This window comes from Rhizobium sp. WCS2018Hpa-16 (assembly GCF_031843705.1).
GTDB classification, from domain to species: Bacteria; Pseudomonadota; Alphaproteobacteria; order Rhizobiales; family Rhizobiaceae; genus Agrobacterium; species Agrobacterium tumefaciens_C.
The window spans coordinates 1,018,814-1,032,552 of the sequence record NZ_JAVTIX010000001.1; the positions used below are offsets into that span (position 1 = coordinate 1,018,814).

Below are 13,739 nucleotides of genomic sequence, written 5' to 3' on the forward strand. Positions count from 1 at the left end.
TCCGGAAATTAGCGTTTGTAAGTGGGAGTAATAAAGGGCAGGGCAGCAACGGTGAGGGGCAGGTACTTGCCGCGCACTTCTGCAAAAATAGCGGTGCCGGGCGTTGCAAACTCTTTGGGCACATACCCCATGGCAACAGGGCTCTCGACTGTCGGGCCAAACCCGCCAGAGGAGACTTCTCCGATTTCCTGGCTGCCATCTGCATCTGCAAAAAGCTTCGCATGGCCGCGCACAGGTGCTTTGCCTTCCGGCTTCAGACCCACGCGGCGGCGCGCCGTGCCATTGGTCAGTTCACCCAGAATGCGTTTCTCACCGGGAAAACCGCCTTCGCGATCTCCGCCTGTGCGGCGTGCTTTCTGAATTGCCCATTCAAGCGATGCCTCGATGGGAGAGGTCGTGGTGTCGATGTCATTGCCGTAGAGGCACAAGCCAGCTTCTAGGCGCAGGCTGTCACGCGCACCGAGACCAATAGGCTCGCAATCGGGATGCTCCAGAAGCGCCTTGGCAATCGCCTCCGCCTTGTCGGCCGGGATCGAGATTTCGAAGCCATCTTCGCCGGAATAGCCCGAACGGGACACGATGCACTGCACGTCCAGCAGCGGTACTTCGCGCACATCCATGAACTTCATGCCGGAAACGCCAGCCCAGAGCTCGGCCAGAACCGCTTCGGCACGTGGTCCCTGAAGTGCGATCAGAGCACGGTCGTCCAATAGCGTGATATCGCAGGCGCCGGACAAGTAAGCCTGCATATGCGCCAGATCCGCATCTTTACAAGCAGCATTGACCACCACGAAAAGATGGTCGCCACGGTTGGTGATCATGAGATCATCCAGAATGCCGCCATTCTCATCGGTGAAGAAGCCGTAACGCTGGCGGCCTTCCTTCAGACCGAGAATGTCAACGGGAACCAGCGTTTCCAGAGCAAGCGCTGCATCTTCCACTTTGCCAGACTTGGCCTTTATAATGACCTGGCCCATGTGGGACACATCAAACAGGCCAGCAGCGGCGCGGGTGTGCAGATGCTCTTTCATGACGCCGGCAGCGTACTGCACCGGCATGTCGTAACCGGCAAATGGCACCATGCGTGCGCCAAGCGACAGGTGAAGGGAATGAAGCGGGGTGACTTGTAACTCGGCTGTTTCGGCCAAGGACGCCTCCAGGGTTACGCGATGTCGCGCGGGCTCATGTCATGGCACTCTTTAAAGCGCCGGGTTCAAGAGCCCCCTCTGTCCTTGTCGCCTGAGATTGTTATCCCTTCGGCGAGCCGTCCTTTGCAGGTGGCTTCTCTCCAGAGTTCCGTCCTGTTCCGCTGGTCCTTTTGCCTGAGAGTTTCCGGGGCGGTTGCTCCTTCGGCCCCGCACGAATGCGGTGTCTCCCAGCGGGATAGAAGCTCATTATCTGCTAAGCCGGTTTATTGGCAAGGACCAAATGACGCAGTCAAACAGTTTTTTGTTCAGCCTGCGCCATTGCGCCGGAGCGTCTCTGGATGGCGCTCGCCATCTCGCTTCAGCCGAAACTACTTTTCTTTCTTCTCAGGCAAAGACTTGCGCTTGGTGGTTGCGATTTCTTCGAGTTCTTTTTCAGTCATGGACTTAGCCATGTTTTTTGAAGCGCCTTGTAAACGGGAATTGGGTATCTCGCCGCGTTTTGAAGCAAGGGCGGCGCCAGCAGCTTTCTGCTGAGCTTTGGATTTTGCGGGCATGGCAGGGTTTCCTCGGATGTTTCCATACGAAGCGAAAAACCCTCGGACCGAGCTCGGAGTTCCGCCTGCTTCAAATTGGACTTTGATTTACCGCAAAAACCGGGATATCGCTTCGTGGCATGGGGAGTGCAATGAACAAGCGAGCAACCACGGCTGAAAGACTTTTGCGCATGCTTTGCGCCGTCGTCATGCTGTCGCTCGGTTTTGCGCACAAGCCGGTGGTAGCGATTGCAGCTCCGGTTATGGCACTCGATGAAGCCTACCGGTTGCCGGATGGCAGTTTTGCCGAAATCTGCGCTGCACATAGCGATGTTGAGTCGCACGCCAAGGGCAACACCGACCACCCCGGCATGAGTTGGCCTCTTTGCGAAGCATGCCTTCTGGCCGCTTCCATCCTGTTGCCGACGCCGGATACGACATCCTGGGCGAGGGCGGACATTGCGTCGCTCGAAAATGCCCCGGTTCTGTATCAGGCCGTGGCGCATGATGTGCACATGCAACGTCCCAAAGCCCGTGCGCCCCCGGCATTTCTTTAAATCCTATTTGAACGAAATCATTATGGCAGCCGCGATCGAGCGGCAGAGACGACTGCTGATGCCAAGGGCCGCAGTCGAGAGGAACATGAAATGAATATTGTTAAAATCACAGCTTTGGCCACCTTGATGGCGTCTGCCTCCAGCGTTCACGCATTCGCGCATGCCAGCTTCGTCAATCCTGTCGCTGAGCAGGAAAGCACAATTGTCGCAGCGCTTCAGGTTCCGCATGGCTGCGAAGGCGGGCTTGCCACGACTGAAGTCCGTATGGTTCTGCCTGAGGGGTTTATAGCGGCCAAGCCGCAGCCCAAGGCTGGCTGGGAATTGGAGATCATCTCAGGCGACTATCGGAAGGCTTATGATAATCATGGCACGGAGATGAAAAGCGGCCCTGTTGAGATTCGCTGGAAGGGTGGCAATCTGCCGGACGCTTTTTATGACACCTTCAACGTGCGCGGAAAAGTTTCCGGCATCGATGCCGATGTGGACCTGCCTTTCAAGGTGACGCAGCTTTGCGGAGCGACTGCCACTGCGAAATGGGACGAGATTGCCAAAGCCGGTCAGGACCCACATTCGCTGGACCACCCGGCACCAACAATTAAGGTCTCGGCAAAGAAGGAAAGTGCGCACGCCGGTGGTCATGACCATGGCGCTGCCAGCCACCATGCTTCTGATGTCGTGAAGGTTGGCAATCTAGAGCTTTCCGGTGCTGCGGCGAAGGCAATGCTGCCGGGCCAGCCTGTTGGCGGTGGCTTCGTCACCATCAAGAATGACGGGTCATCTGATGATCGGCTGGTTGCGGTGGAATCTCCACTTGCTGGCCGCTCTGAAATTCACGAGATGGCAATGGTCGATAACGTGATGAAGATGCGCAAGCTGGGTGACGGCATCGCCGTTCCCGCGGGCAAGACCGTGGAGTTGAGCCCAGGCGGCCTGCATTTCATGTTTTTCAATGTGAAGAAGCCGTTTGCAGAGGGCGACATGGTGCCCGCGACGCTGACATTTGAAAAGGCTGGCAAAGTCGACATCATGATTCAGGTCGGAGCGGCCAACGGTGAAGGCCATTCCCACAATCACAACTAATGGAAACAAGATCGCCGGGGCGGTTATCGTCCCGGCGGTTTTCGAATGGAAGGCGGTTGCCTATTTCGTGACCGTCAATCTGGCCTGCATTCCGGCCGAGTAGTGGCCCTTGATATTGCAGAACAGAAGGTAGCTGCCGGGCGTCAGGTTCGCTTTCAGCGTTCCGTGTTTGCCGGGTTTCAAATCCGCCACTTCACCCAGGCTTTTCAGCTTCTTTTCATCGATACGGTCTTTTGCAGGATCAACCGGGATCGTCTCATCGGGCGTCTTCAGCTTGATAAGAACCATCTCATGTTCTTCAGACACGGCATCATTGTGTACGTTGAACGTGGTGCTGCCCGCTTTGACAGTTGATTGATCGAGCACGAGCGTCATCGGCTGACCGCCTTCACCGCTTTCAGTTACTTTAATGGTGTTTGCCGCGAAAGCTGGTGCTGCCATGAACAGAACGGCTGCGGCGAGTGTGTATTTGGAAGGCATTTTCATTCGGTGGCTCCTTGTTATAAGAAGCACTTTCACCGTTATGCTGACACCAGACTGAACGCCGGGCGACAATCTGCGCAGATCAGTCCGACGCCGTCTTGTTTTCTTCGTAGGCCTCGATCACCTCTTCCAGAGTGGCCTGAGGGTTCTGGTGCCGTCCGGCGGTCAGGAATTCAAGTGAGAGCGCGGGTTCCTTGACGACCGCAGACATGGCGCTGACAAGACTGTCTTCGACTTGTCCGGTTCTGCGCGCAAGCTCGCGGCCAGCCTGCTCGATCTCTGCTTTTCTGGAGGCACGCTGCGTGGACTTCAAGCTGTCCGCCACATAACCTGCGGTGGTCGCTGAAACTGTTAAAACCTGCGCCATGCGATCACCTTCTTGATCCAGAATTGAACCAAGATATCTCAAGCGAATTTCTTCTCGATTAAATCCAACCGTTCAATTTTATCGAATTTTTAACGGTCTCAAAAATGCAATTTTTACCAATGGATATGTGCACTCAGGAATTTCACTTATCCTCACTTTGTCGTAGACAAAAAGCATATCGAATGGAGTGACCCCATGCTGAATATCTTCCTTGTGGCGCTGGGTGGTGCGCTCGGCTCGGTGGCGCGGTATCTTGTTTCCGTCTGGAGCGTGAGACTGGCGGGGCCGAACTTTCCTTGGGGTACGTTGACAGTCAACGTCGTCGGCGCTTTCCTCATCGGGCTGATGGTCGAAACGATTGCGCGCCGTTTTGATGCCTCCGCAGAAATGCGCCTGTTTCTGGTAACGGGCATTCTGGGCGGCTTCACAACCTGGTCGTCCTTCACGCTGGATGCCGTGGCGCTGTTTGAGCGCGGCGATTTAGGGCTTTCGGCCCTTTATCTTGGCGGTAGTCTTGTCGTTTCTTTCGCAGCGGTCTTCGCCGGGCTGGCCTTAGGCCGCGCTTTGTTCTAAAGGCAACGGAAAATACCGCACACAGACGATGCGGAGTTGAGAAAAGAAAGACTGGAATTACCATGGCAGGTATCGAGCATATCAAGGTTGAAGCCGAAGAGTCCGGCATGAGGCTCGATCGCTGGTTCAAGATCCATTATCCCGGCCTCGGCTTTGGTCCTCTTCAAAAGCTGATGCGCTCCGGACAGGTGCGCGTGGATGGCGGTCGTGTAAAGACGGATGCGCGCGTCGAAGCTGGCCAGATGGTGCGCGTGCCGCCGCTGGATGTCGATGCCAAGGTCAAGGGCGGGCCTATCAGCTCGACCGACCTGAAGAACTCCGACGATGTCGATCTTTTGAAGCGCATGCTGCTGCATGAAGATGACAAGGTCTTCGTGTTCAACAAGCCCGCTGGCATCGCCGTGCAGGGCGGGTCTGGCATCAATCGCCACATGGATGGACTGCTGGAAGCATGGACAAGCTCCAAGGGCGAAAAGCCGCGCCTCGTTCACCGCATCGACCGCGATACATCGGGAGTTCTCGTGGTGGCCCGCACCAGAGGTGCCGCCCAGAAACTCACCGCCGCCTTCCGTGAACGCGACACCAAGAAGACCTATTGGTCTTTGGTCAAGGGCGTGCCGCGTAAGCATCAGGACAAGCTATCGACCTGGCTGGTCAAGGAACAGACACCGGACGGCGACCGCATGCGCATTGCCAAGCACGGTGAAGAGGGTGCCGACCACGCCGTTTCCTATTACCGCGTTATCGATACAGCTGCGCAAAACCTGGCATGGCTTGAGATGGAGCCTTACACGGGCCGCACCCACCAGCTGCGTGTTCATGCGCTGCACATGGGCCACCCGATTATCGGCGACCCAAAATATTTCATCGAAGATACCAACTGGGATTTTCCCGGTGGTGTTCAGAAGCGCCTGCATCTGCATGCGCGCCGTATCGACATTCCACACCCATCAGGTGGTCGCCTGCGCGTGACGGCACCTCTGCCACCGCACATGGTGCAGACCTGGAACCTGCTGGGTCTTGACGTTGCCGATGGCGACAGGGACGACGAATGAAACTGGTCCTTTTCGATTGCGACGGAACGCTGGTGGACAGCGCTGGCCTGATCCATGAGGTCATGGCCCGCACCTTCGTTCATTTCGGCCACGACCGGCCGGAGATGTCGCTGACCAAATCGATCATCGGCCTGACGCTCGATATCGCCATTGCCCGCATGCAGGGAAAGCCGCATGTGGATGATGAAGCGATAGCGATGACGGCGCACTATAAATCGATCTACGGCGAAACCCGCGCAGAAGCTGGTTTTCAGGAGCCGCTGTTTGACGGTATCACCGCCATGATCGAAACGCTGGCAAAGCGTGACGAACTGCTGATGGGTGCGGTGACTGGCAAATCCCGCCGCGGTCTTGACCTCATCATGGACACCCACGGTTTCCGTCCGCATTTCATCGTGTCTCGGACTGCCGATGATTGCCCGTCCAAGCCGCACCCGGCCATGGTGACGGAATGCTGCAGCCAGACCGGTATCGTTCCGGCGGATACCATTGTTATTGGCGATGCGATTTACGATATGCAGATGGCCAAGGCGGCAGGTGCGAAGGCTATCGGTGTCGCCTGGGGTTATGCCTCCGTGGATGATCTATGGAAAGCGGGCGCCGATGCCATCGTCGAGCATGCGAGTGAAAGTCCCGGTCATATTCCGGGCTGAGAAGGACGTATCATGCGTGATCTGTTGAATGATCTTACGGAAGGACTGAGCCATCCCGATCCCATTCGCCGTTCCCAAATCCAGATGCAGAAGCGGCTGCCAAAGCGCTTCTATAAGGATGTGAGCGTGGGTGAAACAGAGGAGGGTGCTTTCACCGTTCTTCTGGACGGTAAGACCATGCGTACGCCTGCCAAAAGCCCGCTTTCCGTGCCCACCCGTGCCCTGGCGCAGTTGCTGCGAGACGAATGGGACGCACAGACCGAGGTCGTCGACCCAACGATCATGCCCGTTTCGCGCCACGTCAACACGGCTATTGACGGTATCGCCAGCGATCCGCAGGCCGTGTTCGAGGATATACTGCGTTTTTCCTCCAGCGATTTGCTCTGCTACCGCGCAGGCGAGCCGCAAGAATTGGTCGAGCGCCAATCCGATCAATGGGATCCCATTCTGGACTGGGCGGCCAATATGCTGGGTGCACGTTTCATTCTCGTTGAGGGCGTCATCCATCAGGAACAGCCCCGCGAGGCAACCGCGGCCTTTGCCGTGACCCTGAGAAAATACGATACGCCAATCGAACTGGCCGCGCTCCACACCATGACGTCCCTGACCGGCTCGGCTATTCTCGCTGTCGCCCTGGCCGAAGAAGTGCGTGATCTGGATGACATCTGGACGCTTGCGCATCTGGATGAAATCTGGACGGCGGAGCAATGGGGCGAAGACGAAGATGCCCAGATCCGCACTGCCAAGCGCCTTGTAGACATGCGCGCCGCCGTGGACGTCTTGCGGGCGGCACGTTCCGATCTCAAGTGACGCTTTAACGGTTTTCTAACCGTAAATGATGATGATGGATGCAGAGCCTGACGTTGGGGGAGGCGTCTATCATGCATCACTCGCTAAAGCGTCTTTGCATACTTGTTCTGGCATCGCTCGCACTCATGTCCTTCAGGCTTGAGACCGAGACGCGAGACGCTGACCGTCTGCTTTATGATGTCCGGGGCGCTTTTGTTGCGGCGAGACCCGAAGTCTCCGCCGACTTGATGCAGACAATCCACTACGAGATTTCAAGCGCCATACAAGCAACGACCCGAGATAAAACCCGGCCACGCGTGGTGCTGACGATCCGTCTTTTAAAAGTCACCAACACATCCTTGATTTTTGGGGAGAGGGCGTCGGCGCGCGTTCTCGTACGCGCCGCAGCAGTGCAGACGGGCGAAGTGGTCGCGGAGACCACATTCACCGCCACCATACTCGGCCTCGACAGATCAACAATACAGCGGGAACTTGCCAGCGGAATTGCCGAGAGGGTGATTACCGAGTTCCGCCTCGATAATCCCTCATCGGTCACGACAGCCTTGTTCCCAGGCCGGTAGCGTGATCAGCCGAGCCGCTCGGCGTGCCACTTCAAATGGTCATCCATGAATGTTGAGATAAAATAGTAGGAGTGGTCGTAGCGTTCATGCATGCGCAGCGTCAGATCGATATCCGTGCCCTTGATTGCCTCTTCAAAAAGCCATGGCCGAAGACCGGTATCGAGGAAGTTGTCCGCTTTGCCTTGATCGATCAGGAACTCCGGGAATCGTGCGCCGTCTTCCACCAATGAGCATGCGTCGTATTGGCGCCACGCAGCCTGGTCTTTGCCGAGATATTTCTCAAATGCAGGCGCTGACCAGTCAGCCGATGAGGGCGCCACAATGGGAGCGAAAGCCGAGCAGCTTTTGAAACGCTCAGGGTTTTTCAGCGCTATGGTCATGGCGCCATGTCCGCCCATCGAATGCCCGAAAATGCCTTGGCGGTTCATGTCGACTCGGAATTGTTCAGCAATAAGGGCAGGGAGCTCCTGCGTTACATAGCTGTACATCTGATAATGTGCCGTCCACGGCGCCTCGGTCGCATCCAGGTAAAAGCCTGCGCCTTTGCCCATCTGCCAGTTGGTCAGCTCATCTGCGACGTCGTTGCCGCGTGGGCTCGTGTCCGGGCATACGATGATGAGGCCAAGCTCTGATGCCATGCGGCGATATTCACCCTTGTCCATCACGTTAGCATGGGTGCAGGTCAATCCGGAAAGATACCAGACAACGGGGCAGGGCTCGTGAATGGCCTTTGGCGGAACATAGACGGCAAAGGTCATCTCGCATTGATTGACGTCTGAGTCGTGGGAAAAGACGCCCTGCATGCCGCCGAATGCGGTATTCTGAGAAATGATTTTCATGGGATTCCTGTGTTGACTGGAGCGATCAACCGGCCAGCGAAACTGCGGCATTGACAGCCGCCGCAACCAGCACGGTGTTAAAGAAGAACGACACGATGGAGTGCACAAGCACAAGCTTTCGCATGGATGTCGTCGTGATGGTCACATCGGATGTTTGCGCTGTCATGCCGATGACGATTGAGAAATAGAGAAAATCGTAAATTCCGGGTTCTTTTGTCTCAGGAAATTCCATCCCGCCGCGCATTTGCTGCTTCCCACCAATCTTTGCTGGACGCCAGAACACATGGGCGTAGTGCATCGCGGTCATTGTATGGATGGTCAGCCAGCCGAAAACGACTGAGAGAATTGCGAGTGACAGAGACCAGATCGTTTCGCCACTCGTATGATTAAGCGCACTGAAAAGCGATACGACCGCAACGCCGACGGCAAGACACGCGATCGCAATAATCACGAATGTGGGCAGATCATCGCTATCGGCATGCGCCTTCAAATGGGCCGCGGTGAGACGCGGAAGCCGGAATAACAAGCCAAAGAGATAGGTCAGGAAGAAAACGATGACAGCGCCTTCGACCGCCAGAGATGGTCTGATAATCAGCGCGCCGATCAGCACCAGTGCACTCAGCAAAATCGCAATGATGAATGAGCGGTGGCGCTGGAAATTATGGACCGGCGGCTGAGTGGTTTTCATGATCGTGTTCCTAGGCATTGCCTTTTTTGGCACGACGGCAAAGGCGGTCAAGTGTCTCCAGAAACTGTGACCGGTCGCGCGGTGAAAATGCCGCGTTATAACCCTTGCTTTCACCCGTTTCGCGCAAATGCGCGCCGAGATCGCGCATCGCTGTTGCCATGCCGATGTTTGTCTTATCGAAAATCCGGCCGGTCGGTCCGGTCACCTGCGCACCATTGGCGACGCAACGCCCAGCCAAGGGGACGTCCGCCGTAATAACGATATCGTCTTCGCCGGCACGTTCGGCAATCCAGTCATCGGCCGCATCGAATGAGCTTGAAACAATGACGTTCTTGACCATAGGGTCGCGGGAAGGGCGCAAACCAGAATTGGCAACGAACGTCACTTCCAGCCCGTGCCGTTCCGCAACCTTCAAAATCTCCGCTTTCACAGGGCAGGCATCGGCATCAACGTAAATCTGCGGCATGGTTCTCTTCTCAAGCTCAGTGTTCAAATCGCTTTTAGAAGGGTGGGTCGCAATTCCCAAGCGCTATTTGCGGCGGATGACCAAAGCCACGATTTGGCGGGATTTCAGGTAAGTGGAAAACGGCAAATTTCAACGCGCCAGAATCGATGTCGTCGCTCGTATTCCCCCGACAACCTGTGTGACGACCAACTCCAGCTCCTCGCGTGTCGCGCCGTCTTTGGCTTGAACGGAAAGCCCTTGCAGCACGGTTGCGAGATAACGGGCGAGGGCATCAGCGCGATCCTCATCAAGCCATCGCAAAATGGCACGCTTGATCGTTTCGCGCATATCATTCCGTCGTTTGGTCAGTTCCAAAGCCAGCTCTGAATGGTCTGGGGAAACCTGGACCATTCCGCTGGACACCATGCAGCCTTTTTCTCCCTCAGCGGATGTCACGGCCTCAATCGCCTTGCGCAGCATGGTCTCCACGGCCTGTGGCAATTCCAATGCTTCACCAAGATCGGTAAGAGCACCCGGCATACCGAAATATCGGTCCAGTGCCTCCCTATAAAGTCCGGCCTTGCTGCCAAATGCTGCATAGAGGCTGGGTGGTGCGATGCCAATCGCCGACGTCAGATCGGTCAGCGACACCCCTTCATAGCCGTGGCGCCAGAAGAGATGCATGGCCGTTTCAATGGCCTTGTCTCTATCAAAGGTTCGGGGGCCGCTACGCCGCTTTCGTATAATCTTGTCCATAGTGATCACTAAAGATCACTTGACACAAAAAATCAAGCCGATAACCTTTAGTGATCAATACAGATAAGCGCGGAAATATCGTCCGGGCTGCTCAATATCGAATTTCGGAGTCTCGGCCCATCCTCCTAATCATAGGCTCCGGCAACACCAGCAAGGATTTTTGTCTGATGATCTTGAAGTACTTAATCGGAATGGTACGAACATTGACTGTCTCCATTCTCATCGTTGGTTTCGCGTCTGCTGCAGAGGCCGGCGGAAAAAACTACACCGTCGAATCCTCTGATGGGGTGGCCATTTCCGTTCAGGAGGCCGGAAATCCTGACGGCAGGCCGATCGTCTTCATTCATGGTCTCTTCGGTAGCCGCCTCAACTGGGAGGAGCAAACACGCAGCCCGGCATTACAGCAATATCGGCTTATCACCTATGACCTGCGCGGCCATGGGCTATCTGAAAAGCCGGATGATGCGGAATCTTACAAAGACGGACGTCGCTGGGCTGATGATCTTGCCGCGGTACTGACGGCCAGTGACGCCAGAGAGCCTGTGGTGGTAGGATGGTCTCTGGGAGGCGTGGTGATATCGAACTACCTCGCTGCCTATGGCGACGCGAAAATTGGCGGCATCATCTATGTTGACGGCGTCATCGAACTCAGCGCGGCCCTGATTACGCCTCATCCCGAGGTCTATGCGGGTCTGGCTTCCAAGGATTTGAAAACGCACCTTGATACCGTGCGAACATTTCTCGCTCTGTGCTTTGAAATCCAGCCAGATTCAGCAACGTTCGAGCGTCTCCTGTCCAATGCCGCAATGGCATCCTGGGTCATGACAAAAACCGTGCCATCAATGACGGTTTCCGTCGCTGAGGGACTACCAAAGGCCAAAGTGCCGGTGCTGTTATTGTATGGCGGCAAGGACAATCTGGTAAAGCCAGAGCCAAGCATTGCGCGCGCCAAGGCTCTTAATCGAGGCGTCCAGTCCAAGATCTATCCGGACTCCGGCCATGCACCATTTCTGGAAGAAGCGACCCAATTCAACCAAGATCTGTCTGAGTTCGTCAATTCCATCAATGATGAGAGATAAGTGGCGTCGGGGCAAGTTCTCTTGCCCCGTTCCGCGAACGTCCATACAACGCCTCGAGGCGAGAGTGCGCTATGGAGAGTCAGATACACTCGATGCGATCTTCAATCGCTGTGGCGTCAATGGACCGGGGAGTAGAGTGACATCAGGTCTGTGGCAGCACAGGACACACAATTATCCCGGCAATACCGCCACTACATAAATCACATAAGATATATTATGGAACTTTTGATATCTGTGTCTGGCTAGCGCACATTAAAAGCTGACCAACTTGGCAACAAAAGAACCGTGATATGTCATTGCCTTACCTGGAAAACCTCCACCGCAATCATATCTCTCCAGACGCTTCACGGCGTCTAATATCGAGTTCTTCTGTGTAGCGTCGCAGCGTGTGGCTTTCGGTCAGAAGTCCGATAGGTCTGTTTTCGATTTTGTCGTTGACGACCGCCAGCGCTTCGCTCTCCGTGGTGTCGAACAAGGCTGCGGCTTGGCGGGCGTTCATCGTTGGAAGAAGCACGTCGCTTTTGTAACGTAGATAGGCTTCCAGGCTTATCTGCGTTGCGTCGCGTTCCATCGGGTCTGCATAGATTTCCGCCACCAGGACGATGCCGGCGTAGCGCCCGTCATCATGCACCATGATCACGCGTTGCGTCGACCCTAAGGAGAACTCCTCCTTGAACGCTGGCAAGCCCATGCTGACCTTTGCCGTGCGGACGTCTGGACGCATGATCTTGCCGACCGTCAGGTCACGTATCCAACCGATATCGTGAGCACTGCGGATGCTTTCTCCGCGAAGATGAAAGCGCCACGTGGCGAAGGAGTAACCAAATGTCGTGCGCACAACCAGCGACGTTGTGATGACTGCCGCCAAGACCAGCACGGTGATCTGAAAGTCCCCTGTCAGCTCCAGAGCCAGAAATGTCATGGTCAATGGCCCACCGATGATGGCTGCCGCAAAGGCGCTCATGCCGATCACGGCGTAAACGATGGGCTGAGTGTCGCCGTAGCCGATATGAGGCGCGCAGATGGCGAAGATTTTGCCGATCAACGAACCCATGAATAGTGAAGCAAAGAAAAGGCCGCCTCGGAAGCTGGAGCCGATGGAAATCGCACTCGCCGCCGCCTTGAGCAGGAATATACCGATCAAACCCGCCAGTGTCATATTGGCATCAAGGTTGAGATGCAGTGCGCCGTGGCCGCTGGATAAAACCTGCGGCGAAATGAGCGCCAGAGCACCTACCGCAACGCCGCCAATGGCTGGGCGCAGCCAGATGGGTATTCTGCTCTTTCGTGCAGATTCCTCGATGAATGAGACCGTTTGCATCAGCACGATGCCCACGCCGGCGCAGACCATGCCGAGGAAAATTGCCGGCACATAATCCGGCGGCGTCACTTCGCTGGTGCCGAAGATGTCGATGCTCAGACCATGCTGCGATAATAGCCCGGCAACGATGGTCGAAACCAGCGCCGAGACAATCAATGGCGCAAGCGTTACAATGGTGTAGCTGCCGATAATCAGCTCGATGGCGTAGAAGGCGCCAGTCAGTGGGGCGTTAAAGGCGGCCGCAATTGCGCCTGCAGCACCGCAGCCAACGAGGATGCGCATATCCCCTCGCCGCATTTTCAGGTTTACGCCGAGCTTGGACGCTATGCCACTAGCCACCTGTGTGTAGCCAGCTTCCAGTCCGACCGAGGCACCAAACCCGTTGGAAATGATATTCTGAATGCAAACGATGAGACTGTCGGTCAGGGAAAGCCGGCCGCCATGCAGCGCATTGGCCTCGATCGGGTCGATCATCGGCTTCTTGCGGGTTCTGGAAATGACGAACATGAAGCCGCCGAGGAGAATCCCACCCATCACGGGACCGGCCAGCACGATCCAGCTGGACAGATCGCTGCTGCTCAGCCTCTCAACGCCGAAGTTGATGACATGCAGTTGCGTGGCGATTGCGCTGATCAGGACGACGAAAACGCCTGCGCATGCACCGACTAAGATTGCGAGGAATACAAGTGCAAGCTCACCCCGGCGGAAAACGGCGCGAAGCCGCGTTGTTCGCAGATTATCAAAGAAGCTTGAAAGGCTGGGTGCGCGGAAGGGTTTTGTAGACATGAAGTT

At 56.0% G+C, this 13,739-nt stretch carries 17 protein-coding genes and 1 riboswitch; of the genes, 8 read left to right on the top strand and 9 right to left on the bottom strand.

The genetic code is table 11. The features are described 5' to 3' along the window. Positions 1-8 precede the first annotated feature (8 nt). Together gcvT and RQI55_RS05135 are read right to left on the bottom strand one after the other, a co-directional pair. On the bottom strand, positions 9-1,148 hold the full coding sequence (gene gcvT, locus RQI55_RS05130) for a glycine cleavage system aminomethyltransferase GcvT (RefSeq protein ID WP_243255974.1): 1,140 nt from the start codon (positions 1,146-1,148) through the stop codon (positions 9-11). A gap of 152 nt (positions 1,149-1,300) precedes the next feature. Beyond that, a riboswitch (glycine riboswitch) is annotated at positions 1,301-1,388 on the bottom strand. Positions 1,389-1,516: 128 nt separating this feature from the next. Beyond that, complete coding sequence (locus RQI55_RS05135; RefSeq protein WP_243255975.1) at positions 1,517-1,702, bottom strand: DUF3008 family protein; 186 nt, start codon at positions 1,700-1,702, stop codon at positions 1,517-1,519. A 131-nt stretch (positions 1,703-1,833) separates the two neighbouring features. Here RQI55_RS05135 and RQI55_RS05140 point away from each other — a divergent pair, with 131 nt between their 5' ends. Together RQI55_RS05140 and RQI55_RS05145 are read left to right on the top strand one after the other, a co-directional pair. Continuing rightward, positions 1,834-2,238 carry a DUF2946 family protein gene (locus tag RQI55_RS05140; RefSeq protein WP_243255976.1) on the top strand — a complete coding sequence of 135 codons (405 nt, stop codon included), beginning with the start codon at positions 1,834-1,836 and terminating at the stop codon, positions 2,236-2,238. Positions 2,239-2,328: 90 nt separating this feature from the next. Then, positions 2,329-3,318, top strand: coding sequence for a copper chaperone PCu(A)C (locus RQI55_RS05145; RefSeq protein WP_243255977.1), 990 nt, complete (start codon positions 2,329-2,331; stop codon positions 3,316-3,318). Between the two features lie 60 nt (positions 3,319-3,378). On the opposite strand, the gene RQI55_RS05150 is transcribed toward RQI55_RS05145, so the two are convergent. Together RQI55_RS05150 and RQI55_RS05155 are read right to left on the bottom strand one after the other, a co-directional pair. Beyond that, a complete protein-coding gene (locus RQI55_RS05150; RefSeq protein ID WP_042619454.1) occupies positions 3,379-3,804 on the bottom strand; it encodes a plastocyanin/azurin family copper-binding protein in 426 nt (141 codons plus the stop codon). A 79-nt stretch (positions 3,805-3,883) separates the two neighbouring features. Continuing rightward, on the bottom strand, positions 3,884-4,168 hold the full coding sequence (locus tag RQI55_RS05155; protein ID WP_042619747.1) for a hypothetical protein: 285 nt from the start codon (positions 4,166-4,168) through the stop codon (positions 3,884-3,886). 195 nt (positions 4,169-4,363) lie between these two features. Between RQI55_RS05155 and crcB the strand changes: the two genes are divergently transcribed. From crcB to RQI55_RS05180, 5 genes are all read left to right on the top strand, one after another. Next, positions 4,364-4,741 (top strand): fluoride efflux transporter CrcB, encoded by a 378-nt coding sequence (gene crcB, locus RQI55_RS05160; RefSeq protein WP_042619455.1) that lies wholly within the window; start codon positions 4,364-4,366, stop codon positions 4,739-4,741. A 62-nt stretch (positions 4,742-4,803) separates the two neighbouring features. Continuing rightward, positions 4,804-5,796: an RluA family pseudouridine synthase gene (locus RQI55_RS05165; protein WP_042619456.1), complete on the top strand. Its 993-nt coding sequence runs from the start codon at positions 4,804-4,806 to the stop codon at positions 5,794-5,796. Beyond that, entirely contained in the window at positions 5,793-6,449 is a 657-nt protein-coding gene (locus RQI55_RS05170; protein ID WP_311272089.1) for an HAD-IA family hydrolase, read from the top strand. Before RQI55_RS05165 ends, RQI55_RS05170 begins: the two co-directional genes overlap by 4 nt. Before the next feature lie 12 nt (positions 6,450-6,461). Continuing rightward, on the top strand, positions 6,462-7,259 hold the full coding sequence (locus RQI55_RS05175) for an ATP12 family chaperone protein (RefSeq protein WP_243255979.1): 798 nt from the start codon (positions 6,462-6,464) through the stop codon (positions 7,257-7,259). Between the two features lie 71 nt (positions 7,260-7,330). Beyond that, a complete protein-coding gene (locus RQI55_RS05180; protein WP_243255980.1) occupies positions 7,331-7,819 on the top strand; it encodes a hypothetical protein in 489 nt (162 codons plus the stop codon). 5 nt (positions 7,820-7,824) lie between these two features. Here RQI55_RS05180 and fghA read toward each other — a convergent pair whose 3' ends face one another. The 4 genes from fghA to RQI55_RS05200 form a co-directional block, all read right to left on the bottom strand. Continuing rightward, a complete protein-coding gene (fghA, locus tag RQI55_RS05185) occupies positions 7,825-8,658 on the bottom strand; it encodes an S-formylglutathione hydrolase (RefSeq protein WP_243255982.1) in 834 nt (277 codons plus the stop codon). A 25-nt stretch (positions 8,659-8,683) separates the two neighbouring features. After that, positions 8,684-9,346 carry a DUF1345 domain-containing protein gene (locus RQI55_RS05190; protein WP_311272088.1) on the bottom strand — a complete coding sequence of 221 codons (663 nt, stop codon included), beginning with the start codon at positions 9,344-9,346 and terminating at the stop codon, positions 8,684-8,686. 10 nt (positions 9,347-9,356) lie between these two features. Next, positions 9,357-9,812: a YaiI/YqxD family protein gene (locus RQI55_RS05195; protein ID WP_042619461.1), complete on the bottom strand. Its 456-nt coding sequence runs from the start codon at positions 9,810-9,812 to the stop codon at positions 9,357-9,359. A gap of 129 nt (positions 9,813-9,941) precedes the next feature. After that, a complete protein-coding gene (locus RQI55_RS05200) occupies positions 9,942-10,475 on the bottom strand; it encodes a TetR/AcrR family transcriptional regulator (protein ID WP_311276912.1) in 534 nt (177 codons plus the stop codon). A 239-nt stretch (positions 10,476-10,714) separates the two neighbouring features. Here RQI55_RS05200 and RQI55_RS05205 point away from each other — a divergent pair, with 239 nt between their 5' ends. Beyond that, positions 10,715-11,626 (top strand): alpha/beta hydrolase, encoded by a 912-nt coding sequence (locus RQI55_RS05205; protein WP_311272087.1) that lies wholly within the window; start codon positions 10,715-10,717, stop codon positions 11,624-11,626. 325 nt (positions 11,627-11,951) lie between these two features. On the opposite strand, the gene RQI55_RS05210 is transcribed toward RQI55_RS05205, so the two are convergent. After that, positions 11,952-13,733 (bottom strand): chloride channel protein, encoded by a 1,782-nt coding sequence (locus tag RQI55_RS05210; RefSeq protein WP_311272086.1) that lies wholly within the window; start codon positions 13,731-13,733, stop codon positions 11,952-11,954. Positions 13,734-13,739 lie beyond the last annotated feature (6 nt).